Origin of the sequence: Bifidobacterium thermophilum (genome assembly GCF_037482445.1) — a bacterium.
Classification (GTDB): domain Bacteria; phylum Actinomycetota; class Actinomycetes; order Actinomycetales; family Bifidobacteriaceae; genus Bifidobacterium; species Bifidobacterium thermophilum_B.
The window spans coordinates 88,745-113,554 of record NZ_JBBHLY010000002.1 but is presented as its reverse complement, the minus strand read 5'-3'; the positions used below and the strand labels follow the sequence as shown (position 1 = coordinate 113,554).

The following is a 24,810-nucleotide window of genomic DNA, read 5'->3' as shown; positions in this document are numbered from 1 at the left end:
TGGCTGTGGTGTGACGGCTGGGTCGCATGGCGGACTGATATGGTGGCGACGCTGCCGGTTGTCTTGGGTATCTGCCTGCCGTGCGACAGCCTGATTGCACCACGGCGCAATCAGGGCAGAAGCGCCGTTGATGCTCCCGGCTAACCTTCCCGTCGTGCGACAAGCCGGTTGCATCACAGGCGGATACCTCACTCATCCGGCATCCGGCACTGCCATTCGGTACTTGGCACCCGACACCCCGCCCTCGGCCGGCCCGGCTGAGGGCGTCCCGGCCGAGGGCGTCCCGACGCTACCGCGTCAGCAACTGGCGCATCAGCGTCGCCATGTGCTCGCTGGAATCGGAGTTGGCCAGTGAGACGCCGCCCTCCGCATCTTCCGGCGCGAGCTTGCCCAGCGCCTCCAATACCACACGCAAGTGGCGCACGGTCCCCTCATTGCCGTCGATGATCGCGGTGCTGCTGGGCATCAGACGGCGGAAATACTCGCGGAAGAACGGGAAATGCGTGCAGCCGAGCACCACGGAGTCAATCGTCTCGAGGTCGTAGCCATCAAAATACCCGTGCAGCGTGTGTTCGACCAGCTCCCGGTCGTCCAGCCGCCCATGCTCCACGATGTCCACCAACGCCGGGCAGGGCTGCTTGTAGATGACGTTGTCGGCATTGAACCGTGCCATGAGCCTGGCGAATTTCTGTTCGCGCAAGGTCAGCGGGGTAGCGGCGACGATGACATGCTGGGGTACGCCGTGCCCACGGTCGCACGCGACCTTGAGCGCCGGCTCCATGCCGATGATCGGGATGTCGAATTGTTCGCGGAGCGCGTCCACCGCCGCCGAAGTCGCCGTGTTGCACGCGATGACCACCGCCTTGACGCCTTCGCGTAGAAAATCGTTGACGATGGCGAATGACAGGCGGCGTACTTCCTCAGGGGTCTTCGTGCCATACGGCGCGTTCGCGGAGTCGCCGAAATACAGGACCTGCTCGTTGGGCAGATCCTTGACGAGCTCACGCACCACCGTGATGCCGCCCAAACCGGAATCGAACACGCCGATCGGTGCAGTGGAAGTCATGGATCCTCCTTGTCAGCTGTCGCGGGTGCGCTCCCGGCGGCGCCCGCCTGTGCTGATGTTGCCTGTATTGACGGGACTATCGCGATAGTAACACCATCCACGCCGCATCGGCTATGGGCCGGCCCGCCGAAATGGGCGCTGGCGCATACGCTATCTGTATGGCGAAATCCCATAGGCGTGTTGGGCGTGTCGACGCAAAATGTCGAATAAACGATGTCCGATGTCGCAAGCCGTGACTGATAATACGGAATAGAACTGACCATCACCGTGGGATGCGGGAGCGTGACTGCGCACAGCGTGGCAGCACCGCACTGCGGGTGGCGTACCGGACCGTCCATGGACGATACGCCGTGGAGCCAAGGGGACGATATGAAGAATCCAAAGTATGTCGGTATCCTGATTGCCGCGGCGATGCTGCTTGCACCTGGCTCGGCGATCGTGGCGAATGCGGCGCAACCCGCTGTCAGCGCACCGGCGGCCGCCGCGTCTGCCAACAGCACTAAGACGTCGACAGACGACGCATACCGGAACGCAAAAGCCCAATACACCGCCGCACAGGACGCCTACAACCAGGCCGTGGCAAGCCATGAGCAAGCCCAGAGCGACAACCGCGCGGCCCGGCAGCGGTTTGCCGCCGCGACGGCGGCGTTCGACAAGGCCAATGCGAGCAAAACCCAGGCGCTCGCCGCCGGCGCCGAGGCCGTTGCCGCAGCCAAGGCCCTCAAGAGCGCACAGGACGTCGTCGCCGACGCCTATGCGAATGACGCGTCGGTCAGGCTCAACAACCCACCATGCAGCGACGCCGTCAAGCAGGCGGATGCCCGGCTCGACCAGGCCAAGCAGGCCCGGGATGCCGCACGGCAAGCCAATATCTCGGCCCTCGAAGCCAAGCGTCATGCCGACGAACAGGCCGATGCGGACGCCCCGGCGCGCGTGAAGGCCGGCGAGGAGCTTGCCGCCGCCACCAAGGCGAAGGCAGATGCCGCCGCCGCGCTTGTCCGGACCGCGGCGGACGTGGCGGCCGCCAAGGCCGCGTTTACCAAGGCGAAGCTCGACCTTGCCGATGCCGTCGGCAACAAGGTGGCCGGCGATACCGTGAAGAACGCGAGCGACAGCACTGCCGATACCCAGCAGAACACGGCCGGCAACCAGACCGGCAAGGGCGTCACCGCCTCGGCCGACGGCCGGCAGGCTCCGGCCGATGCCGCGACCGCGAAGAACAATGCGACCAATGCGACGAAGAACGGTGGCGCCGGCACGTCCGGCGCCTCGCAGCCCGGCAATGCCGCGTCCGCCGCCACACAGCAGGGCGGCGTCGCCGGAGCGCTCGCCAAGACCGGCATCAGCCCGACCGCATTGATCATCGCGGCATGCGCGCTGGTCGCGGCGATCCCCGCCATCCTGTACGCCCGTCGCGTCTGGTCGATGTACACCGCCAGCAAGACCGCCGGTACCGCATCTGACGCCGACGCCCGGTAATCCTCTCTGCTCTCCGCTCTTTGCGACATGGCAGGACCGCTCCATTGAGTGACGCCGTGTCGCTGTGCGTCGCTGTCCCGCCATCCGGTTCGCGCCGGGCGATTCCTCCCCACGCATGGGTAGACTCGGGGCATGAGTATTCCACAGACGGTTGTCAAGGCGCACGCCACCGGCAACGATTTTGTCATCTACGCGGATCCCGACGGCACGTTCGAGCCGACGCCGGACGAAGTGCGGTTCCTGTGCGACCGGCATTTCGGTATCGGCGGCGACGGCCTGCTGCGCCTGACGCGCCCCCGTTTCGTCAGCGACCTTGATGCCGGCACCGCCGCGCAACTGGAGGCCGATGGGGCCGAATGGTTCATGGATTACCGCAATGCGGACGGTTCCTTGGCCGAGATGTGCGGCAACGGGACGCGCGCGACCGCCCTGTTCGCCCAGCGTCTGGGCTATGCGGACGGCGTCGGCGGTGAACCGTTCCGCCTGGGTACGCGCGCTGGGGTGAAGACCCTGGTGTCGCTGGGCGATGTCGCCCCGTGCGGCCGTGACGTCTTCCGCGTCGACATGGGCCGGTGGAAGCGTGGGACAACGGACGCGTTCAGCGTGACGATTCCGGGTACCGACGGTTCCGCCCGCGGCACGTTCGTCGACATGGGCAATCCGCATGTGGTCAGTGTGATCGGCGACGGCGTCTCATCCCTGCCCGCGGTCGAAGACCTGAACCTGGCTGTCAAGCCGGTGGTCGACCCGGTGCTGGAAACCGACCAGAACGCCGAATTCGTTCACGTTGACGCGACTGATGCGGCGTTGGACAGGGGCAGCGCCACCATGCGCGTCAACGAGCGTGGCGTGGGGGAGACCCTTTCGTGCGGCACCGGCCTGTGCGCCACGGGCGTCACGTTGCTTGCCAAGACCGGCATCCACCATTGGACGATCACGGTGCGCGGCGGCACGCTGCTGGTCGATGTCAGCGACGATCGCGTGTTCCTCACCGGTTCGGCGACCCTCGTCGGCCGCGTAGAACTGCTCTGACCCGCATGCCTCGCGGTCAGCGGAAGATCGCGCTGCCGTCCTTGACCAGGATGATGGCGATGATGGCGAGCACCCACACGACATCGGCCATCAGGTCGTAGTTCAACCGGTAATACGTGCGCAGACCGCGCCCGCCACGCGGGATATCCTGCACGGTGACGGTCGCATGGCTCAACGCCATGAACTGGATGGTGGTCGAGAACATGAGCCCCAGGCACCATGGGCACAACGCCCGGATCACGAACAATGACTGCACGGTCAGCCAATAGGAGAACAGGATCGCGGCCAGCCCGCCGAGCCACGTGCAGGTGGCGAACCACCGGGGCACCCGCACCCGTGCGAGGCCGATGACCGCGATGGTGACGAACACGCTTTCGGCCGCGATGCCGAAGAACGCGTTCGGGAAGCTCAGGTCGCCGAGTCTCACGAGTTCCGCCTGCCAGGATCTGGCGACGTCGGAGCAGGAGAGCACGCTGTTGATATCGCAGCCGAGCAGCTGGTTCGGCCGGCGTGCCAGACGCAGCGTCTCCGCGGACAGCATGAACGAGACGAACAGCGCCGCCGCCGACGCGATGAGCATGATCAGATACGTCCATGTGCTGCCGTGCCGCCAGCCGGAAAGCGCCGGGCCGGTGGCCCCGTCCTGCCGCCGGTCTGCCTGCGGTTGTGTGGTGTCTGCTGTGGTGCGTCCGCTCACGATGCTGCCTTTCCTGTCAGTCATGCCGGTGCCGGTCTTCTTGGCCGGCAGGCGTGTATGATGCCGTGCCATGCCACGCATCCACGCGTGTCGTTGGCCGGTTCTCTGTATTCAGCTTACGATGGTCGTATGACTCTTGCGCGAATTGCCGATACCTCGTCGTGCGATACCTTGCCGTGCGATACCCCGCCATCCGCCGGCTGGGACCTGCACTGCCACACGGTGTTCTCGGACGGCCGGCAGACACCCGAGGACATGGTCCGTGAGGCATGCGACCGCGGGTTGCATGGGGTGGCGATCACCGACCATGACACGACGACCGGCTGGCAGGACGCCGTGGATGCGGCGGAACGCCATCATCTGCCGTTGATCCGCGGCACCGAGGTGACGGCCGACGCTTCAGGCGTATCCGTGCACATGCTCGCCTACCAGTACGACCCGCGCAATGCGCGCGTCACCGACTTGTTCGTTTCGCTACGCAAGGCGCGGCTCACGCGCACCAGGCGCATGGTCGAGCTGATCGCGAAGGATTACCCGATTACCTGGGATGATGTGCTCGCGCAGATCCGCGAGGGCGACGAGACGACGGTCGGCCGCCCGCATATCGCCGACGCGCTGGTTGCCGCCGGTGCCTACCCTGACCGTTCCGCCGCGTTCGCCGGCGCGGTCGGCTCACGCAGCCCGTACTATATCCCGACCCCGTCACCGGATGCCGCCGACGTGGTGCGCGCGGTTCGCCAGGCCGGGGGCGTGAGCGTCATCGCACATGCCGGCGACCCGAGCCGCAACCGTACGCTGCTGTCCGACACGCAGATCGAGATGCTGATCGACGCCGGACTGGACGGTCTTGAAGTATGGCACCGCGGCAACCCGCCGGAACAGCGCGCACGCCTGCTGGCTATCGCGCGGCGGCACGGGCTGCTGGTCACCGGGGGGTCGGACTGGCACGGCAAGGGCGGCAAACCGAACCGGCTGGGGGAGAACCTGACCGATGACCAGACGGTCGCACGCATCATCGAACGGGGCGCTATACCGGCAATCCTGCCGCACTGAACCCCCGAACCGGGAACGCCGGTACATCCCCCGTCCGACGCTTGGACATACGACAATGCCCGGCTCCCAACCGGGGAAGCCGGGCATTGCATCAGCACGGAACGAGAATCTACCGCGTCCTGCAGGTCACAGCGCGCCGAAACCGACGGCGTGCTTGGTTTCCGACCCGATCAGCGCATACCCGAGTGCGGCGCCGGGAACGACGATATGCCGTCCCTTGGTGTCCACCAGGTCGATGATCTTGCCGTTCGCGACCGCGTCATCGATGATGGCGCTCACATGCTCGGCAGTGTCGTCGGAGGTGAAACTCACCGGACGCGCCACGTTCTGGATTCCCAGCTCGATATCCATATCTGCTCCTGTCATACGAGGGTCATTCGTTGATTCTATTGTGCCTATCGCCGGCGGGTTACGCCTTCGGCGTGGTGTCGGCGCTGTGGCCGGCGTGATCAGCCGCGCCACTGTCCGCATCGCTGTCCGTGCTGCTGTCCGCATCGTCGGCCGTATGCTCGCCGGAACCGGTTTGGGGGCCCGGCCCGCCCTGCGCATCCGGTGACGCGCCATCGGTGCGGTCACCCCGGTCGGTCTGGTCGGTCTGGTCGGTGTGATTGCCGGAATCGTCCGCCGGCCTGTCCTGTGCATCATCGGCATGCTGTACGGAGGCCTCCAGATTCCGCCGGGCGTCACGCATCGCCTGCTCCTCACGCTCGAGCAGCGGGATGAGGATGGTTTCCGGCGCATGCTCGGTTCCGGCGCCGTCATCATGGCCGGCCATGCCGTCGGTCGCGCGGAACGCGATGGTCTCGGCGGCACTGTCCTGGAACGCTTCGGCCTCATCCTGCCCCTCGGCCTTCACCCTGACCTGCGCTTCGATATATGTCTGCATGCGCCCGGCGTCGTTCATGGCCCCGTGCATGGCTCGGCCCGCTGTGGCGCCGACCTGCTGGACCGGGAATTGCGCCGATTGTGCGGTACGGGGGAGCGGACGCCCGTCCTGCCCCTGCGCCCGCCCGGCATGGTCCGCCGTTGCGGCGATGGCGTCGCTTCTGGTGTCGTCGCGCGCATCCGTGGAGGCTGTGGCGTCCGCGATGCTTGCGGAGCGCATGCTGTCTGCGGTGCCCGCCGAGGTGTGCGCGTTGCCCAGACGGATACCCCGGATACTGAAGCTCGGCGGCTTGATCGCGATCGTGGGCTCGTTGCCATGCCCGCCGGTATGGGCCTGTACCGGGCGGCTCGCCGTCGAATCATCTGCCGGCGCGACATCACGCTCACCGGCGGCATCGTGCTGGGCCGCCTGGGTGGCTGGGGCCGCCTGGGCGATCTGGGCGGAACCGGTACGGTCCGTCTCATTGGTCTGATCGCCTACACCGGCATTCGTATCATCATCATCCCCGCCGGTCGTATCGCGATGGCGCTGTTCCTCGCGGATCTGCGCATCCCTGCGCTCGCCGGCATCCAGCAGCGTGCCCACGGTGATAGTGCTCGGTGGCTTGGTGCCGGACCGGTGCATAGACGCCGCGGTCGACCGCGAATCCGTGGCAAGGCTCAGCTGGTGGGCGAGTCGTTCGACCTGCGCCTTGAACTGGATGATTTTCTGGCTGTCCGCGTCGGCGAGCGCCTGGATGAATTCGCCGACCTGCTCCATTTGCAGCCAGAGGTTGGCACGCAGCATGATCAGGTCGTCGAGCCGCGAGCCGAGCATGCGCCCATACGCCGACAGCACGGCGTTGCGATGCGATTCGTCGAGCTTGCTGAAGATCCATGCAAGGTCGCGCGCCGGATCGTTGACCTGCATGTCCTGCCAGTTCGTGACGGCGGTGATGGTCGAGCCGGAGAACAGCACGTCGCCGTCATGGAACCCGCCGTGTACCAGGCATGTGGAGAACGACCACAGGCCGTCGGTGTCCAGGACGGCGGTCCAGCTGGAGGTGATTTCCGGGGGGATATGCCCTGCCTGGCGCAGGCGTTTGATCCATGCGACCAGTTGGGCGCGGATCTGCCCGGTCGCGTAGACGGGGTAGTGCTCGCGTTGGATGAACGCCGGGTTCAGCCGGTGGATCGCGCCGATGGCCGTGCCGATGCTCGCGCAATCGTCCAGGGTCAGCAGGTCCAGCGGCCGGGCGGTGCCTTCGCGGTGCGGGCTGATCATCACCGCCGTGGTGCCGGTGGGGCCTTGGGGGTTGTCGCCCTCGGAGCTGGCGAGGACCTGGTCCACGGCGAAGCCGAGCGCGGCGGGCTCCTTTGCCCGTTGCAGCGCCTGTGCGGCTCTGGTCCGCCCGTGCAGACGCTTGCGTCCGGCATCGGTGTCGCTGGCGTGCACGTCGTAGAGGCGTCCGGAGGCGTCCTGGACGACGGCATGGTCGATGCCTCTGGCTTCATCGGTGGCATTGCCCTGGTCGCTGGCGCGCACGCCCGCCACGGAGATGTCCGGCATGACGGCCGATGCCAGGGCCGCCAGCATAAGATCGCTTCGCTGATTCACAGTTCCACAGTAATACAGGGATTCGCCCGAATCGAGCAGCATACGGCATTTCGGGACGTCGATGTCCCTTCCTGCAGGCTTCTCGCAGGCATATTTCCTGCGGCGAGGCGCGGGGTATGGCGATGGCGCGGGATGAGGTTGGCGTGGCTGGGTGCTGGCCGATGGCATATCGTGTGGGGTGGACTCACGCACCCGGCGGGTGGCTGTAGTGCGGGTGGCTGTAGCGCGTGTGGCTGCTGCGGCGGGTGGGAGTTTGGCGAGGATTGGCCGACTGGACGCTGTTCTCCCGCGCGAGTTGCGGGAGTTTATCGAAATCCCGCGCCCCGGCGACAAATCTCCCAACAGGAACGTTGGAATCCCGGGATTCCTGAAAATCGGCCCGGAAGCCGTTCGCGGGAGAACACCACCGGATTCGCGCATCCGCGATAAACTCCCGCGAAACCGTGGGACTTTGCCCGCAAGACGGTTTATCCACGCAGATGTCCCGCACTGGCATGGGAGTTTGCCGGATATAGGCCGCTGTGACACAGACTCCCGTCCATGCAAACCGCAACGGACAAGCCCGTGCCGTTCCCGCGCGTTGCGGATCGGCTTTACAGGTCACTCCGACGGGTCGGCCCCAAGCCCCCAACCGCTCCGCGGTGTGCTTGCGTCCGGTCGTGCCGGCTGACACAATAGCGAGGTATGGATGATTCGGTTGACGAGGATGTGCTCGCAGGGCTGGATGATGCGCAGCGCCAGGCTGCCACGACGCTTGACGGCCCGGTGCGCATCGTGGCATGCGCCGGTGCCGGCAAGACGCGCACCATCACCCGGCGTATCGCCTACGCGTGCACGTCGGGCGCGTGGGATGCCCGAGGAGTGCTCGCCGTCACGTTCTCCGTCAAGGCGGCCGCGGAGATGCGCGCCAGACTCGCCTCGCTCGGGGTCGGCGACCAGGTCACGGCGGCCACGTTCCATTCGGCGGCGCTGCACCAGCTTCGCCGGGTCTGGCCCGACGTGTGCGGCGAGGCGCCGTTCCCGCATGTCACCAACCGCCCCCAGGAGCTGACAGTCCGGGCGTTGCGCCGCACCGTCAACCCGGAAGGCCTCGACCCGTCCCAGACCGGTACGTCAGCGGTGCGTGACGTGCTCGCCGAAATCAACTGGTGCAAGGTCCAGCTCATCGCCCCGGACGATTACGCGCGGGTGTGCGCGGCGATCGGCCGCCGCCCGCCCATCGGCCTGGAACCCGCGCAGTTCGCCGACGTGTATACGGCCTATGAGCTCGAAAAATCCTCGAAAGGGGAGATCGATTTCAACGACATCCTGCTCATGGTGTGCCATGTCATCGACGATGATGCTGATGCCGCGCGCATCATCCGCTCCTCGATCCGCTGGCTGACGGTCGACGAATACCAGGATGTCTCGCCGTTGCAGCATCGCCTGCTGACCCGGTGGCTGGGCGATAACCGCGATATCTGCGTGGTGGGCGATCCCGCGCAGACCATCTACTCGTTCGCCGGTGCCAGCAGCTATGACCTGCTGCACTTCACCGAGGAGTTCGCTCCCGTCGCGGCGGATATCAGCCTGTGCACGGATTACCGTTCCACCCCGCAGATTGTCGGATACGCGAACAGGGTGCTTGCAGCCTCGCCTGACCGTGCGGATTATCTGCGCCTGGAATCCGGCCGCGATGCCGGCCCGCGCGTGGCCAGTACGCGATACGCCGATGACGGGCAGGAGGCGCAGGGGGTGGCCGCGCGCATCGCCCGGCTGGTCGCCCAGGGGGTGCCTGCCTCGGATATCGCCATCCTGTCCAGGATCAACGCACAGCAGCAGACGGTGTGCGCGGCGTTGCGCGCGCAGAAGATACGCTTCCGTGTCCGCCGGGACGCGGGCTGGCAGTCCTCGTCCCTGGCGGATGACGCCCAGGAGAAGGCCGCGATGCTGGAGGCGTTGGGGGTTGCCGGTACCCGTGGCGCCGTGACGGTCTCCACGATCCACGCCTCCAAAGGCTTGGAATTCCGGCACGTGTTCCTGATCGGATGCTCCGAGGGCCTGTTACCGTACGGCTCGCCGGCACCCGGCGAGGCGCTCGAGGAGGAGCGTCGCCTCATGTATGTGGGGGTGACACGAGCCGAGGACACACTGCACCTGTCGTTCGCCGACCGCCAGTCAAGCGACAGCGGGGCGAGCCGTCGTCCCAGCCGGTTCCTTGCCTGAGCGCCCCTGGAATCCTGCGGATCCGGCGGGTGTCTGGCCGTGTGACCGGCGTGGCCGCATGACGCAACGGCTCTTGTGGCGTGACGGGTCTAGCGGAGGTCGCCCGACTCGGCCGCGGGGGTGTCGCCGCCCTTGCCATCGTCGTCGCCGTTGCGGCTGCCGCCGTCATCACCGCTGGTCTGGCCATCGGGGGTGTCCGCATCCGGTTGGCCGGCCTCGCCGGCATCCTGTGCCTCGCCCGCATCCGTCCCGTCATGCTGGCGGGCGTCCTCGTCCAGCAGTTTGGTCAGTTCGGCGTCCCAGTCGATGCTCGACGTGGCCTGGCCGCTGTTCGCCGCCTGGCCTGCGGACGCGCCCGCCGGGGGTGTCGCCGCCCGTGATGCGTCATCATCGGCCAGGTGTGGCAGCAGATCGGGGTGCGACCATTTCGCGTCGCGCTCCTCCACGCCCGACCGTGCGTCGATGCCCGCCCACAGGTCGGCTGCCTCGCGCAGACGCTTGGGACGCAGCTGCAAGCCCAGCAGTGATTCGAAGGTGCGTTGCGCGGCACCGCCGACCGCCCGTTCGCGGCGCATCATCTCACGCAGCTGGTCGAGGTGGGGCAGGTGCGCCATACCGGCCTTCCACGTGACGCAATCCACCCAGCCCTCGACCATGGTCAGCAGCTGTTCGAGGCTTGACAGCGCCTCACGCTGCTCCGGGGTGTCCGGAATCGCCACATTGGTCAGGTTCACGGCGCCGGAGAAGGAATCGGGGTCCATGATCTGCGCGTCGCGCAGCTGCTCCTCCATCGCGTCCAGGTCGATGCTGGTGCCTCGCGCATACTTGCCGATAAGCGCCTCGAACCGCGGCATGAGCCACGGCACGGCGGCGAACAGGCGGGCATGCGCCTCCTCCTGCAAGGCGAGGAACGCGAGCACCTCGCTCTGGTCGATGTCAAGCGAGCGCGCGTATTCGATGGCGTTCTGCGCGATCAGCCCGCCGGCGGGGTTGCCCAGCAGCGGCACGCCCTGGTCGAAACTGCCGCGCACCTCGTGCGACAGGTCGCCGGCGGCGTGTCCGAGCTGCATGGCGAACGACGTGTTCGCCAGGAGTTTCACGATCTGCCCGGGATCCTTGAGATTATCCGGGATCGGCAGCGGGACGGGGCCGGCGTAAATCCCGGCGATCTCGCCGCCGAACGCGTCCCCCAGCCGTTCGGAGACGACCGAGGCGAGCGCATCGTTCATCGCCGAGGCGACAGGTGCCGCGAAGGTCGCCCACGAGTCCAACGTCCCGTTGACCCAGTCGGCGCGTGTCAGCACGTCCGGCTCGCCGGGCGCGGGATCGAAGGCGCAGGCGCTGTCGAGCCACAGGTTCGCCTCGCTTGCCGCACGCCGTACGCTCGCGGCGTCCTGCGCGTTGACGGTACGCCATGAATCCTCGCCGTTGGCGCGTTCCAGCGCGATGGTATTGGCGAGTTTCACATTGATCGGTCCGCGGTCGACCGCCTGCCGCATATCCGCCAGCGAGTTGAGCCCGCCCTGCGTGAACGCCTGCATCATCGCACGCACCTCATCCGGCTTGGGAAGCTTCGACGGGTCCTGCGTCGCCAGCTGGTCGCGGACCTCCTGGGGAAGCTGCGAGAGCTGCTGCCAGGCCATTTCCCCCTGGATTTGGCCGAAACAATCGATGAGCCACTGGTGTATCGCGTTTTCGTCCATGACCTGTCATCCTTTGCATGCATGTTGCCGCGTCATTTGCCTTAAGTATCCCCAATACTACAGTCCGCCGCGCCCGTGTTCGCTCAAGGTGAGGAAACATGGGCGGCACCTGCACGGCCCGTCTTGTGAAGCGCCGTTATACAGGTGCGCTGGCTAGTATGGCGGGTATGAGTCTTACACGTGTCCGTCACGCCGCAGCGGCGTCCATGCGCCGCGCCCGCACCGACTTCAACCGCCGCAGCCTCGGCTATTACGCCGGCGCGTTCTGCGTCCTGCTGTGCATTCTGGTGCTGGTCATGCCCAGCCCGTACGTCGTCGAGACGCCCGGCCCCACACGCAACGTGCTCGGCACCTCGGACGGCAAGCAGATCATCGCGGTTTCCGGAGCCAAGACGCACCGGCAGTCCGGGCGGCTGCTCATGGTCACCGTCAACGCGGCGGGCGTACCCGGGTACGCGATGCCCAATATCCAGACCCTGGCCATGTATATGCGCTCCGACACCACCGTGCTGCCCAGTGAAGCGGTGTTCGCTCCCGGCCAGACCTCGGAGGAATACGACAAGGAATCCCACAAGGAGATGTCCGGCTCGCAAAACGCCGCGACCAGGCAGGCGCTCGCCTATGCGAAGAAGCTCGGAGTGGATGTCAGCGGCGTGCGCGTGACCATGCATATCGACGATATCGGCGGCCCGTCCGCAGGCATGATGTACACGCTCGGCACAATCAGCAAGCTCACCGCGCGCGACGAGACCGGCGGCAAGACCATCGCCGGCACAGGCACGATGGAAAGCGACGGCAAGATCGGTGCGATCGGCGGCATCCGGCTGAAGATGCTCGGCGCCAGGCGTGACGGCGCCACATGGTTCCTCGCCCCGGCCTCCAACTGCGACGAGGTCGCCGGCCATGTGCCGTCCGGCTTGCGTGACGTGAAGGTCTCCACGCTTGACGAGGCGTACCGGGCGCTGGTGGCCATCGGTGAAGGCAAGGGGGAGGGCCTGCCGCATTGCACGGTGTGAACGCTGCGAACGCCGGGAACGTTTTCGGGCACTGTTGCGGGCCGCTGTCCGGGTACGGCGCGGCCAGGTGCCGGTGACTGCCGCACGGCACGGTCCTGGCATGCTGCGGTGTCCACGTAAGGTGCCCCGGTAACACATAAGTTCGCGTGTCTTGCTATATTGTGCAACGTGATTGAAACGGCATTTCAAAACGCTGAAGAGTTCGGTTTCCGCTCTGGGGACATCGTGCAGGAATGGCTGTGGGATGATGACGTCGACGATTCGATCCGTGAGAAGATCGAACAGCTGACGGGCGAGGAACTCGTCGACGAGGACTATGACTCCGCTGTCGATGGGGTCATCATCTGGTGGCGTGACGGCGATGACGAAGACGCGCTCGCCGACACGATCGTCGATGCGTACGCGGTGCTGGGGGACGACGGCCCGATGTGGGTCCTGTGCCCGAAACCGGGGCGCGAGGGCGCGCCGAACGCGAGCACGGTGCAGTCAGCCGCGCAGACCGCCGGCATGAACGCTGCCACCCCGCTGACCGTCAGCAAGGACTGGAACGGCATCCAGCTGCGCGCCTTCGGCAAGGGCTCCGCGCACTGAGCGTTCGGCGGCTTGGGCTGGCCGGGGTGTTCGACTGGCTGGTGCGGCGAACGGACGGCATCGGCTCCCATGGCGGGCGTACGGCTTCGCCGCTGCCGTTCGCTGTCTGATTCCATATTCCCGGGTTCCATATTCCCCGGACCGGTTACGTCGGGGTGCTTCCGAACGTAACCGGTCACCGGTCGAATGAGCCGCATAATGCATTCCCGTGCGGGCAGCACGGCAGTTTGCGCCGCAGGAGCCTGTATCCGGGAGAACTCCCATGCTGGTGCGGGAGATTGTTGCGATCAGGGCGCGTTGGATGTAAAGTCCCGGGGTTTCGCGGGAGTTTATCGCGGATACGCCAATCAGATGCTTTTCTCCCGGCATCGGCGTCACTGGCGATTTTCAAGAATCGCGGAATTCCAACGTTTCTATTGGGAGATTGGTCGTCACGGCATGGGATTTCGACAAACTCCCGCAGGCCGCGTGGGAGAAGAGCGTCAAATTACGGAATCGTCGAGTTCTCCCACGTACGCACGGCGAGTCACTCCAGTCCGTCTCGCATCCGTCCGGCCGGTATCCTCCAGGATGCCCCGGCGAAGATATCCGCAAGAGGCATCGCCCCGTCCTCCTGACCGGTTTTGCCGGGATACCTCCGTACGTAACCGGTCCGTGAGTGAAAACAAGCGCCACCGGATTGCACTGGATTCGTGGCTGATTGTCGGAAGCCGTCCGCATCGCCGACACGGCTGTTGAAACATGGTCACAGCATGGTCAAGGCCATATCGACGTGTGGCATACGGCGCGTATCCCTAGGATTTCGCGGCTTATGGAAAGTGGGCGATGAGGGGCTCGAACCCCCGACATCCACCGTGTAAAGGTGGCGCTCTAGCCAACTGAGCTAATCGCCCGCGAAATTCCACTGTACCGCATGCCGTCCCGCGCGTCGCGTATCCCGGCGTGTTCACGCCCGGACGCCGGCCTGCCCGGTGTGCCGTAAGCGTGCGGCTTATGGGTTTTCCCAGTGAAAGAGTCTAAACAGTCACGTAGAGTTGAGCCATCGGAACATATGTCTAGGAGGTCGGTAGCCAATGGCTAAGAAACCTGAAACCGAGCAGGGTGCGTCAGGTATTGCGCTTGTCAGCAAGCGCAAGTGGGGCTATGACGTGCCCCAGGTCGACGAGTTTCTTGAGCGTGCGCACAAGCTGTACGAAAGCGAAGGCATGCAGCTGACGCAGAAGGACATCCAGAACGTGTCCTTCGATATGCGCAAGGGCGGGTACGCCATCGCGCAGGTCGACGCCGCACTGACACGTCTGGAGCGTGCGGTGGTCGACAAGCAGACCACGTGGGAGATCACGCAGCATGGCCGCGTCGCATGGAAAGCCCAGACCGAGGAGCTGTACCGGCAGATCGCCGAACATGCGAAGCGCCCCCAGCGCAAGCGTTTCGCCGCCGGCACCGGCAAGCAGCCGTCCTACGACCGCAAGCAGGTCGACCGTCTCGTCGACCAGATTGTCGACAAGGCCGCCGCGGAACTCGCCATCGGCGGCGCGGACCACGATTCCGCCAAGAAGGACATCGACCTGAACGCCCAGCGTGTGTCGAACGTGATTTTCACGCAGCGCCGCGGCCGGCGCGGGTATGACGAACGGCAGGTCGACTATTACATCAACGCATGTGTCCAGTTGCTCAGCCGCATCGAATCGTACGCCCGCGTGGCCGATTATGTGGGCGGGCCCGATGAGCAGGCCGCCCAGCAGAGCCAGGGGCTGCCGCAGTTCACCCCCGGATCGGGTGCGGCGGCGTTCGCGGCGGCATCAGCCACGGCTGCAGTCCCGGCGGCTGAAGCCACCCAGTCCTTCGACGCGCTACGGGAGGCGGAGCAGACGATCTTCACCCCCTCGCAACCCGAGACCTCCTCGATGTTCGGCCAGTCCGACCAGCCGGCATCAAACGCGCCCGGCCTGTTCGACCAGCCCGCTTCCGCCGCCCCGATCCCGACGGTCGGCACCTCGTTCTCCCCGGCATCCTCGGTCCCGTCCTTCGATGCCGCGGCGGTGAACCAACAGGCGGTGCCCGCCCAGACGCAGGCCGCCGACCTTCCCTCGTTCGCGACGTCCTCCGATTCCGCGATCCGGGCGGCGCAGGAAAGCCTGCAAGGCAGCCCCTCGCTGGCGGCGCTCGCCGGCAGCCATGCATCCGCGCCGGCGGAGCCAGCCGAATCCCCGTCGGTGAAGCCTTCGTTCGATGCCGATCAGCCGGCTGCCGCCGTTTCGTCCCCGACTTCAGCGATTCCGGCGTTCGATGCAGGGTTCGGGCGGGAGTCCGGCAGCGCATCCGATCGCGCGAAGCTGAACGATATCCCGGGCGTATACACCCCGGCTGCCGCTGCCGCGTCACCGTACACATCGCAGCCTGCTGCGGCTCCGGTCTCCGCGGCACCAGAGGTTCAGCCGGTGATGTCGGATCCCGCTGCGACAGCCGCGTTCGCATCGCCTTTCGGCACTGGAACCCCTGACCGACCCGTCCAGGCTTCCCCGGCCCCGGTGGTACCGCCGTCATTTACGGGCGCTGCGGCAGCGTCGGCCCAGTCCACGGATCACGCCGCGACCGCCGCGTTCGCAGCGCAACCCACAGCGCAACCCGCGGCGTCCGCGGCACCTGCCCAGGTGCCCCCGGCATTCACCCCGGCACCGTCTGCGGCAGCCTCCACTGAAGACACCGCGTCTGCCGCCCAGCAGCCGCAATCCGCGGATCGTGACCAGGCGGCGAAACCGGCATCGGCCGGATTGTTCCCGGAGGCGAATCCCGGTTCCGCCTCCGGTTTCGGCTTCGATATTCCGGATCTGTCGTTCCCCACGTGGAACGACGACGACCAGTCCGGGAAGTGACCGCATCGTATCGTCGTCCCGTGCTCCCCGCCCGTGCTCCCGCGATAGGGGACGTGTCGCGCCAGCATGGCGGGAAACGGGTGTGATGCGTTGCAGCATGTCGCGAGTATCATGTGAACCGCATGAGGGAGTGCTTGCGCTCCCCTGAGGGAATCCCGCTTGAGGGAATCTCCTCTGCGGGAAATGGAACCGGATGGTCCGTCCGGCGTGAGTGCCGGACGGCTGCGAGAAGTAGGAAGCGTCCACTGTGATTAGACAATCCACTGTTATCGTGCTGGGGTCGACCGGGTCGATCGGTACGCAAGGGCTTGATGTCATCGCCCGTCATCCCGACCGGTTCACGGTCACCGGGCTCGCCGCCGGCGGCGGCCACATCGATCTGCTCGCCCGGCAGGCCGCGCTGTTCCACGTGCCGCAGGTCGCCATCGCCGACGAATCCAAGGTCAGGACGCTGCGCGAGGCATTAAACCAGGCCGGGGCGTCGAATACCGCCATCCATGCCGGGCGTCAGGCGGTGATCGCCCTCGCGGGTTGCGGCGCAGACACCGTGCTCAACGGCATCACCGGGTCCATCGGCCTCGAGCCGTCGATCGCCGCATTGCAGGCCGGCTCCCAGCTGGCCTTGGCGAACAAGGAATCGGTGGTCGCCGGCGGGCACCTGCTCTTCAGCGCGCAGGTGCGCGACCAGCAGATCAACCCGGTGGACTCCGAACATTCCGCAATCTGGCAGTCGCTGCGCTCCGGCACGCACGGCGAGGTCGCGAAACTGGTCATCACCGCTTCGGGCGGCCCGTTCCGCGGCATGCACCGCGACCAGTTGGCGGATATCACGCCCGCCCAGGCGTTGAACCACCCCACGTGGCATATGGGCCCGGTGGTCACGGTCAATTCGTCGACCCTGATGAACAAGGGTCTGGAGGTCATCGAGGCGAGCCGCCTGTTCGACATCCCGCCCGAGCGGATCGAAGTGACGGTGCACCCCCAGTCGATCGTGCATTCGATGGTGGAATTCCGCGACGGCGCGACTATCGGCCAGATGTCCCCGCCTGATATGCGTCTGCCGATCGCGCTCGGCTTGTCCGCCCCCGAACGGCTCGGCGATGTCGCCGCGGCATGCGATTGGACGAAGGCGGCGCAGTGGACGTTCGAACCGCTTGACAACGAGGCGTTCCCCGCGGTATCGCTCGCCCGGCAATGCCTTGCCGCTTCGGAGAAGCACACCGCGGTACTCAACGCCGCGAACGAGCAGGCGGTCCAGGCGTTCCTGGACTCCCGTCTGCCGTATCTGGGCATCGTGGACACGGTCAAGGCGGTCATCGACCAGATGGATGCCGGGCTTCGGGGCGATCCGCTGTTCTCATCCGTGGAGGAAATGGGGCAAGTTGAGGGTGAGGCGCGCCAACGTGCCGAGGTTTTGATAAACAAGCAGGTGTGAAGGAAAGCATCAGCATTCAAGACGATGAGTTGACCGCGGGCGGCAAAACGGGGTTCCGCAGGACGGGAACCCCGGATATCAGCGAAAGCCCGCTGCATCCGAGACGCAAGTCCCGCCGCATCATGGTCGGGCCGGTACCGGTGGGCGGGGGCGCGCCGATCTCGGTCCAGTCGATGACCAACACGCCGACGGTGGATGTGAACGCCACCCTGCGGCAGATCGGCGAGCTCGCGCAGGCCGGCTGCGATATCGTGCGAGTCGCCGTACCCAGCCAGGATGATGCGGACGCGCTGCCGGCGATCGTCGCGAAATCACCGCTGCCGGTGATCGCCGATATCCATTTCCAAAGCAAATACGTGTTCCAGGCGATTGACGCCGGGTGCGCCGCGGTGCGCGTCAACCCGGGCAATATCCGCAAGTTCGACGAGGTCGGCCCCTCGATCTGCAAGGCTGCCACGGATGCGGGCATCTCGCTGCGCATCGGCGTGAACGCCGGCTCGCTCGACAAGGAGCTGTACGCGAAATACGGCGGCCCGACCCCCGAGGCCCTGGTCGCCTCCGCGTTGAAGGAAGCCCGCATGTTCGAGGACGTCGGCTTCCATGATTTCAAGATCTCGGTCAAGCACCATGATCCGGTCACCATGGTCCAGACGTACCGGCTGCTCGCCAGCAAGGGGGACTGGCCGCTCCATCTGGGTGTGACCGAGGCGGGCCCGGCATGGCAGGGCACCATCAAGTCGTGCCTCGCATTCGGGGCGCTGCTCGCCGAGGGCATCGGCGACACGATTCGCGTGTCCCTGTCCGCGCCCCCGGTCGAGGAAGTCAAGGTCGGCTGCAAGATCCTCGAATACCTGGGTCTGCGCCAGCGGCATTTCGACATCATCTCCTGCCCGAGCTGCGGCCGCGCGCAGGTCGACGTGATCGAGCTCGCCAAGCAGGTGACGGAAGGCCTCAAGGACATCAAGGCGCCGATTCGCGTGGCGGTCATGGGCTGCATCGTCAACGGCCCGGGCGAAGCCCGTGAGGCCGACCTCGGCGTGGCTTCCGGCAACGGCAAGGGGCAGATCTTCATCAAGGGCAAGGTGATCGAGACCGTGCCGGAGGACCGCATCGTCCCCACGCTGCTCGAGCATGCGCACGAGATCGCCGACCGTCTGGAACGTGAGAACGCCGCCAACGGCACACCCGCCGTGCAGAGCGGACCGGTGGTCGTCCCGATTACCGCAGGAGCGCACCCTGCCCGGTAATACGAACCCTTTCCGATAATACGAACCCTGACCGGTCATGCCGTGCCGCCCTGCTTTCCTGTGCGGCGGTGGCCGTCGGCCGGGCTGCGCCGGCGCCCGCGCACTGCCGGTGGCGCCACCGGGTGATATGACCGGACGGTGTGGCCGAGCTGCGCGGTCAGGTTGTGTGGCCGAGCTGCGGCCAGGTTGCGATTGGCTTCCGTGGCTTGGATTCGCGCCGCCGATTCGCATGGTGTGGAAATGATACCGGGCGATACCGGGGGATTGGCCCCCGCCTGCGTGCATGCCGAACCGTGGCCGGAATCCGGAATCGGCGATATTTCGCCGATTCATTTCCGGCCATCATCCAGCCCGCCCGCCGTATGGCTGCCCGGGCCTTCCACGCCGGCGAAACCGGGGGCCGGAATGCACGGTGCGGAACGGAAACCATGGTCCTGCGCTCTCGTATCGGCATTACGGTTGCCAATAATCATGGGAATCATGCGGTTGTGATGCCCTGGTACGGCCCGATCAACTCCGCACGGCATCCGATCGCCTCCGCACCGTGGATCAGAGTCGTCGATCCTGATGGTGCGGAAAAGATACCGAGCGCCGGTGCGACCATGCAGCTCCCGCACAATCCACTCCTGTTCAAGCGGCCGGCGGAACGGTCGTGGATGCCGTTACAATGAACGATGTGTCGAATCAGGAAGAGCAGACCGCCGCTCGCCCTGCGCAACAGGAGCGGCAGATACCACAGCGGCAGACGTCGGGCGCATGGTCGCGTGTCCACCGTCTCGCCGTGAACGTCCCCATCTTCATCATTCTTCTCGGCATCCTGGTGGGTGTCTCGCATATCACCGCCGTCAGCGCGAACATCCAGCCCACCGGCCAGACCATGTCCATGCTGTCCAGCGACACGTCGGTGACATTCGACAATACGACGGGCGCCACCCTACCCAAGCAGAACACCTACAAGGTGACCAAACGGTACATCACCATCAACGCGAAACGCCCCTCCACCGGCGAAATCCAGAAAATCCGCGTCCTGATCCGCGAACCCGAAGGCGCCGGGGGCAACCGTCCGGGCGTGGTGTTCATGCACGGCGCCGGCTACGGCACCTGTGACAACTCGTTCGGCGACGTCGCCTACGCGCTGTCGTCCGCCGGCTTCGTGACCGCGGTCATCGACAAGCCGGTCTGGTCGACCAATGACATCACCCGCGATTATCCGGCCTCCGCGAAGATCTACGACCAGACCATCAACTACCTGCGTTCCCTTGACCAGGTCGACGCGGGCAAGGTCGGGATCTACGCGACCTCCGAAAGTACGTGGATCAGCTCGTACCTGCTGCAGCAGGACCCGAAGATCGCGTTCCAGGTGCTGCTCAGCCCGATGGTGTTCTCCCCGCGGCAATCCCTGGGCTTCCTCGCCTCGCAGGATTTCACGCTGGTCGGCGCGCATGACGGCTACCAGTCGATCGTCCGCCGCGTGTTCGACATGGACGGCACGATGTTCGGCCTGAAGAACTTCGACCTTGATATCGAGAAACCCGCAGCATACAGTATCCCCACCTTCGTCGCCTACGGGTCGAAGGACGTGATGACCGCCCAGGTCGAAGGCGCCCGCAAGATCCTCGACCTGGCCCATCAGGCCGGCAATTGGGATGTGACGATCCGCAGCTACCCGGTGGCGAACCACGTGCTGCGCCTGGGCAACGAAGCGGACGCAGGTACCGGCTTCGCCGACGACTACGTCAAGGATATGGTCGCTTGGACGGTCGGGACGGCCGCCGGGCTCAAGCAGACCAGCGAGCGGGCCGCCGGTTCGACGCTCTACCAGTCGATCGCCGTGCCGAAGGACCTGCACGCCGACCGGGGGCTGACCGTCTATGGTGCGTGGGTCCATATCGCGATGCTGGTCACCCTGCTGCTCACCATGGTGATCGCCCTGGTCGCCCTGGTGAAGAAACTCGTATTCATCATCCGTCGCAAGGGCCCGGCGCTCGGCTTCACATACGGTTTCGGCGGCGCCCTGCTGAGCCTGACCATCACCACGCTCGCCACCCTGCTGCTGTTCGGCGGCGGATTCGGCCAAGTGGTCATGGGCATCGTCCTGCTCGCCTGGGGTGGCGCCCCCACTGACGACCCGGGCATGATGTACTGGAGCTGGCCGGTCATCCAAGTGGTCTGCACGCTCGTGGTATGGGCGTGGTCGCGCGTATTCGCCCGGCTGATCGAAGTGGCGCAAACGCGCGGCATCGTACGGATCCCCCCAAGCAAAGGCGCCATCGATAACGTGGTCAGCGGCCGCGAGCCCGTCCTCGCCTCCACCAGGCTTGCCCGCGTGCTGTTCTGGGTGACCGCGTTCGCCATGTTCCACGTGCTCCTGTTCTTCGCGTTCTGGGGCCTGTTCATCTACTGACATGCCGCTGTACCGTGATGAAGGCGTGGTGCTGCGCACCATCAAGCTGGGCGAGGCCGACCGCATCGTCACTATCCTCACGCGCAACCATGGCAAGATCCGCGCGGTCGCCAAAGGGGTGCGCCGCGTCAAATCACGCTTCGGCGGCCGTCTTGAGCCGTTCATGCGCGACGACCTGCTCATCGCCGAAGGCCGTTCTCTCGACGTCATCTCGCAGGCCGCCTCGATATCCGCGTACGCGGCGGGCATCATCACGGACTTCGACGCGTACGCCGCCGCCTGCGAGATCGTGGAGACCGCCGACCGGCTGATCTCCACCGAAAACGAGCCCGCCCCCGCCCAATACCTGCTGCTCGCGGGCGCCTTGAACGCCTTGGCGCGCCACGCGCACCCCGCCCGCGTCATCGGCGACTCCTATATGCTGCGTGCGCTGGCGCTCGCCGGGTGGACGCCGCGTCTTGACGCGTGCGTCGTGTGCGGCGAACGCGACCATCTGGATTTCTTCTCGGTGCCTGCCGGCGGCGTGATGTGCGCGAAGGACCATGTGCCCGGTTCGCGGCGGGTCACGCTGGACATGCGCGAGCAGCTGCAGGCGCTGGTCGAGGGGGATTGGGCGGTTCTCGATACTGTGGAGGAGCACCCCGACACGCGCAGACTTGTCGAGGAATGGGGCGAATACTACATGGAGCGTCCGATTCGTTCGCTGCGCTTGTTAGATTCGTAGCTATGGCTTTTGAACATGTGGATTACCAGTCGCTGGACGTGCCGGCGGCGCCCTTCTCCGACCCGTCGATCATCCCTGATTTCCCGAAGGACAAGGTACCACGCCATGTGGGTGTGATCATGGACGGCAACGGCCGCTGGGCCAAGCAGCGCGGCATGATCCGCACCGAGGGCCATCAGGCGGCCGAACCGGTGGTGTTCGACACGATCGCCGCCGCGATCGAGGCGGGGGTGCGCTACCTGAGCCTGTACACGTTCTCGACGGAGAACTGGAAGCGTTCCCCCCAGGAAGTGCGTTTCCTCATGGGCTTTTCGCGTGACATCATCCGTCGCCGTGTAGCCCAGATGGACGAGTGGGGCGTGCGCGTGCGGTGGGCCGGCCGCCGCCCGAAGCTGTGGAAGTCGGTGATCGACGAGCTTGAATCGGCGATGGAACGCACCAAGAACAACAAGGTCATTGACGTGGTGTTCTGCATCAACTATGGCGGCCGCGCCGAAATCGCGGACGCGTGCGCAGATATCGCGCGCGAGGTGCGTGAAGGCAGAATCAAGGGCGACCGCGTCACCGAGAAGATGATTGCCGAGCACCTGTACAACCCTGATATCCCTGATTGTGATCTGGTGATCCGCACGTCCGGCGAGCAGCGCACGTCGAACTTCCTCGCATGGGAGGCGGCGTACGCGGAATTCGATTTCGTGCCCGAACTGTTCCCGGATTACGGGCGTGAGGCGTTCTGGCGGTCCATCGACCATTACATCCACCGTGACCGCAGGTTTGGCGGGGTCAAGAAGTAGAAGTAAGTCACAAGACGCACGGGGTCCGGCGGGCATATTCGCCGGACTCCGTGCGTGCGTCGTATACCGGTCCCGACATCGTCAAGGCCTCTGTCGCATGGTTCAGGCGGCGGTAGGCACACTCCGGCCGATGGTTTCCGAGGTCTGTACAGCCCCGGTGTTCCTTTGTCCACGTGGCTTTCCGGCAATGGATTCCTTCTCGATGATCGAGCAGTGGATCAGCGTCGGCCCGTCTGAATCCAACGGGGGTGTCGGCGCGGCCGTGTATGAAGGCGTGACGCGCTTGTCTTTGATCGGGTCGCGGCCTTCGATCAACGAAATGATCTTGCAGGCGCCCCAGAAGCCCATCTCGTAATGCGGCAACTCCACGCTGGTCAGCGGTGGCACGGTGGTGTCGCAGATGACTTCGTGGTTGTCCACGCCGATCACTGACAGGTCCTTGCCGATGGTCAGCCCGTGCTGGAACGCGTAATCGTATACGTAGACGGCACGGGCGTCATTGAAGGCGAATACGCCGTCCGGGTGCATCCCGTCAAGCAGCGCGCAGACAGCTTCGAGCGCCGGGCGGCCATAGGAGACACGGCTGGTCAACCGCTCGTCGAATGGCAGTCCTGCTTCCTCAAGCGCCTGGCGGTACCCCTTGAGCCGCCCGAACTGGGCGATGGCCGGCTCGTCGCACCCGATGTAGGCGATTCGCCGGCATCCGGCATCGATCAGGCGTTTTGTGGCGTCGTAGCCGATACCGACCTCATCCGGCTCGATCCGGGGGTGGATGGCCGTATGTTCCTCCGCATTGACGACAACAACCTGCAGATCGTCGAGCATCGGCGGCACGCTGACATACCGGTTGGCGAACTTGGCGTAGATGTAGCCGTCCACGCCCCAGCTGAGCATCCGGTCGATATCCCTGTCGATATTGCGTTCACCGTCGGCGTCGATGATGAACATCATGTACCCCAGCTGCCGTGCCGCGTCCTGGGCCCCGTGGATGATCTCGCCCGCGTACGGGGTAGTGGCGACCTGATCGCTGATGAACGCGATGGTGTGGGTCCTGCCGCTGCGCAGTGAGCGGGCCATCGCGTTGGGATGGTACCCGAGTTCGTCCGCTACTTTCCAGATATTCGCTGCTATTTCAGGTTTCACTCGACCTTTGTCGTGGTGGTTGATAACCAGGGAGACCGTGGATATCGACACGCACGCCTTTGCTGCAATGTCTTTCATGGTAACCATAACCCCCCATTGTACTGAAAATTCAGCTGTGGACGTGAAGAAACACGCGAAATGCTACCGGTCCCGGGCTTTGTCGGATACCCCCGTACCGGTGTTGGCCCGACCTTTGGCGGTACCTCGCCGCGGTGTGGCCGTTGAGTTGCACCGCGGCCAGATTGTCTTCAGTCATTCTCGCAGTTGACCGGTATCCCGTCGCGGTGCGACTGTCGCGTCACATGGCGGGAAGATATCATCATATGATGCCGCGGATCCGCGGGTATCTCGTTGTGGTGTGACTGTCGTGTTCCATGGCGGCAGGTTGGCTTCCCGGATGTACGCCGGGCCGGCCGGTATCCCGCTGCGGTGCGACGGGATGATCACACCACGGCGAGATGCCGGCAGCCCCGATGCCGTCACTTGTCTTGATGGCCCTCCTCATCGAGGATCTCGTCGACCAGCTCCTGCTTGGCGTGGATCTGCCCGGTGAACCCTGGCCGGATATCCAGCCGGATGACCACGTCGGTGCGGTAGCCTTGCCCAGCGAGTTTCATGGTCGCGTCGCGGATCGTGGCGAGCACCTGATCAAGATCGCCTTCGATGTTGGTGAACATGGCGTTGGTCTCGTTCGGCAGTCCCGACTGCCGGATCACGTCGACCGCCTGTGCCACGTACGTTGATTTCTCGGGGCTCGCTCCGGCCGGGCTGATGGCGACAGCTGCGACCGTGTTGATGTACGGCTTGCCGGTTTCCGGGTCGACTGGCACTTCCTGGCGTTCCGCATTGCGATTGAGGGTCAT

Annotated in this window: 19 protein-coding genes, 1 tRNA gene and 1 pseudogene; 13 read left to right on the top strand and 8 right to left on the bottom strand. The window is 65.5% G+C overall.

What is annotated here, in order from left to right; genetic code table 11:
- Positions 1 to 289: 289 nt before the first annotated feature.
- The gene (murI, locus tag WD012_RS02265) at positions 290 to 1,066 is read right to left on the bottom strand and encodes a glutamate racemase (protein WP_339562168.1); all 777 of its coding nucleotides are present in this window, start codon (positions 1,064 to 1,066) and stop codon (positions 290 to 292) included.
- Between the two features lie 369 nt (positions 1,067 to 1,435).
- On the opposite strand from murI, the gene WD012_RS02260 reads away from it, so the two are divergent.
- The gene (locus WD012_RS02260) at positions 1,436 to 2,545 is read left to right on the top strand and encodes a hypothetical protein (RefSeq protein ID WP_339562167.1); all 1,110 of its coding nucleotides are present in this window, start codon (positions 1,436 to 1,438) and stop codon (positions 2,543 to 2,545) included.
- 132 nt (positions 2,546 to 2,677) lie between these two features.
- Positions 2,678 to 3,577 carry a diaminopimelate epimerase gene (gene dapF / locus WD012_RS02255; RefSeq protein WP_339562166.1) on the top strand — a complete coding sequence of 300 codons (900 nt, stop codon included), beginning with the start codon at positions 2,678 to 2,680 and terminating at the stop codon, positions 3,575 to 3,577.
- 16 nt (positions 3,578 to 3,593) lie between these two features.
- Here the strand turns inward: dapF and WD012_RS02250 are convergent, their stop codons facing one another.
- Positions 3,594 to 4,298 (bottom strand): vitamin K epoxide reductase family protein, encoded by a 705-nt coding sequence (locus tag WD012_RS02250; RefSeq protein ID WP_422614344.1) that lies wholly within the window; start codon positions 4,296 to 4,298, stop codon positions 3,594 to 3,596.
- Between the two features lie 105 nt (positions 4,299 to 4,403).
- Between WD012_RS02250 and WD012_RS02245 the strand changes: the two genes are divergently transcribed.
- Positions 4,404 to 5,327 (top strand): PHP domain-containing protein, encoded by a 924-nt coding sequence (locus WD012_RS02245; RefSeq protein ID WP_339562164.1) that lies wholly within the window; start codon positions 4,404 to 4,406, stop codon positions 5,325 to 5,327.
- A gap of 126 nt (positions 5,328 to 5,453) precedes the next feature.
- Here the strand turns inward: WD012_RS02245 and WD012_RS02240 are convergent, their stop codons facing one another.
- Together WD012_RS02240 and WD012_RS08530 are read right to left on the bottom strand one after the other, a co-directional pair.
- On the bottom strand, positions 5,454 to 5,678 hold the full coding sequence (locus WD012_RS02240; protein WP_026502769.1) for a DUF3107 domain-containing protein: 225 nt from the start codon (positions 5,676 to 5,678) through the stop codon (positions 5,454 to 5,456).
- A gap of 871 nt (positions 5,679 to 6,549) precedes the next feature.
- Positions 6,550 to 7,788 (bottom strand): annotated as a pseudogene (locus tag WD012_RS08530) (phosphotransferase); the annotation flags it as partial.
- 705 nt (positions 7,789 to 8,493) lie between these two features.
- Between WD012_RS08530 and WD012_RS02230 the strand changes: the two are divergent.
- The gene (locus WD012_RS02230) at positions 8,494 to 10,014 is read left to right on the top strand and encodes an ATP-dependent helicase (RefSeq protein WP_339562163.1); all 1,521 of its coding nucleotides are present in this window, start codon (positions 8,494 to 8,496) and stop codon (positions 10,012 to 10,014) included.
- A gap of 89 nt (positions 10,015 to 10,103) precedes the next feature.
- Here the strand turns inward: WD012_RS02230 and WD012_RS02225 are convergent, their stop codons facing one another.
- Positions 10,104 to 11,717: a zinc-dependent metalloprotease gene (locus tag WD012_RS02225; RefSeq protein WP_339562162.1), complete on the bottom strand. Its 1,614-nt coding sequence runs from the start codon at positions 11,715 to 11,717 to the stop codon at positions 10,104 to 10,106.
- Positions 11,718 to 11,884: 167 nt separating this feature from the next.
- Here WD012_RS02225 and WD012_RS02220 point away from each other — a divergent pair, with 167 nt between their 5' ends.
- Together WD012_RS02220 and WD012_RS02215 are read left to right on the top strand one after the other, a co-directional pair.
- Positions 11,885 to 12,733, top strand: coding sequence for a YlbL family protein (locus WD012_RS02220; RefSeq protein WP_422614337.1), 849 nt, complete (start codon positions 11,885 to 11,887; stop codon positions 12,731 to 12,733).
- A 159-nt stretch (positions 12,734 to 12,892) separates the two neighbouring features.
- Complete coding sequence (locus WD012_RS02215; RefSeq protein WP_422614336.1) at positions 12,893 to 13,324, top strand: DUF3052 domain-containing protein; 432 nt, start codon at positions 12,893 to 12,895, stop codon at positions 13,322 to 13,324.
- A gap of 819 nt (positions 13,325 to 14,143) precedes the next feature.
- Here WD012_RS02215 and WD012_RS02210 read toward each other — a convergent pair.
- Positions 14,144 to 14,217 (bottom strand) — tRNA-Val (locus WD012_RS02210).
- A gap of 180 nt (positions 14,218 to 14,397) precedes the next feature.
- Here WD012_RS02210 and WD012_RS02205 point away from each other — a divergent pair.
- The 7 genes from WD012_RS02205 to WD012_RS02175 all read left to right on the top strand — a co-directional run bounded on the left by WD012_RS02205 (position 14,398) and on the right by WD012_RS02175 (position 22,804).
- Positions 14,398 to 16,200 carry a DivIVA domain-containing protein gene (locus tag WD012_RS02205; RefSeq protein WP_339562160.1) on the top strand — a complete coding sequence of 601 codons (1,803 nt, stop codon included), beginning with the start codon at positions 14,398 to 14,400 and terminating at the stop codon, positions 16,198 to 16,200.
- Positions 16,201 to 16,450: 250 nt separating this feature from the next.
- Entirely contained in the window at positions 16,451 to 17,635 is a 1,185-nt protein-coding gene (gene dxr / locus WD012_RS02200) for a 1-deoxy-D-xylulose-5-phosphate reductoisomerase (RefSeq protein WP_339562271.1), read from the top strand.
- A 29-nt stretch (positions 17,636 to 17,664) separates the two neighbouring features.
- Positions 17,665 to 18,882: a flavodoxin-dependent (E)-4-hydroxy-3-methylbut-2-enyl-diphosphate synthase gene (gene ispG / locus WD012_RS02195; protein WP_422614342.1), complete on the top strand. Its 1,218-nt coding sequence runs from the start codon at positions 17,665 to 17,667 to the stop codon at positions 18,880 to 18,882.
- A gap of 428 nt (positions 18,883 to 19,310) precedes the next feature.
- A complete protein-coding gene (locus WD012_RS02190) occupies positions 19,311 to 19,553 on the top strand; it encodes a hypothetical protein (RefSeq protein ID WP_339562158.1) in 243 nt (80 codons plus the stop codon).
- Positions 19,550 to 21,286: an alpha/beta hydrolase family protein gene (locus WD012_RS02185; protein ID WP_339562157.1), complete on the top strand. Its 1,737-nt coding sequence runs from the start codon at positions 19,550 to 19,552 to the stop codon at positions 21,284 to 21,286. The genes WD012_RS02190 and WD012_RS02185 overlap by 4 nt, the downstream gene beginning before the upstream one ends.
- 1 nt (position 21,287) lies before the next feature.
- Positions 21,288 to 22,010, top strand: a complete 723-nt coding sequence (gene recO / locus WD012_RS02180) for a DNA repair protein RecO (protein WP_339562156.1) — start codon at positions 21,288 to 21,290, stop codon at positions 22,008 to 22,010.
- A gap of 2 nt (positions 22,011 to 22,012) precedes the next feature.
- Positions 22,013 to 22,804 (top strand): isoprenyl transferase, encoded by a 792-nt coding sequence (locus WD012_RS02175; RefSeq protein ID WP_339562155.1) that lies wholly within the window; start codon positions 22,013 to 22,015, stop codon positions 22,802 to 22,804.
- Positions 22,805 to 22,906: 102 nt separating this feature from the next.
- Here the strand turns inward: WD012_RS02175 and WD012_RS02170 are convergent, their stop codons facing one another.
- Complete coding sequence (locus WD012_RS02170; protein WP_339562154.1) at positions 22,907 to 24,034, bottom strand: LacI family DNA-binding transcriptional regulator; 1,128 nt, start codon at positions 24,032 to 24,034, stop codon at positions 22,907 to 22,909.
- Positions 24,035 to 24,426: 392 nt separating this feature from the next.
- On the bottom strand, positions 24,427 to 24,810 hold the full coding sequence (locus tag WD012_RS02165) for a thiamine-binding protein (RefSeq protein WP_339562153.1): 384 nt from the start codon (positions 24,808 to 24,810) through the stop codon (positions 24,427 to 24,429).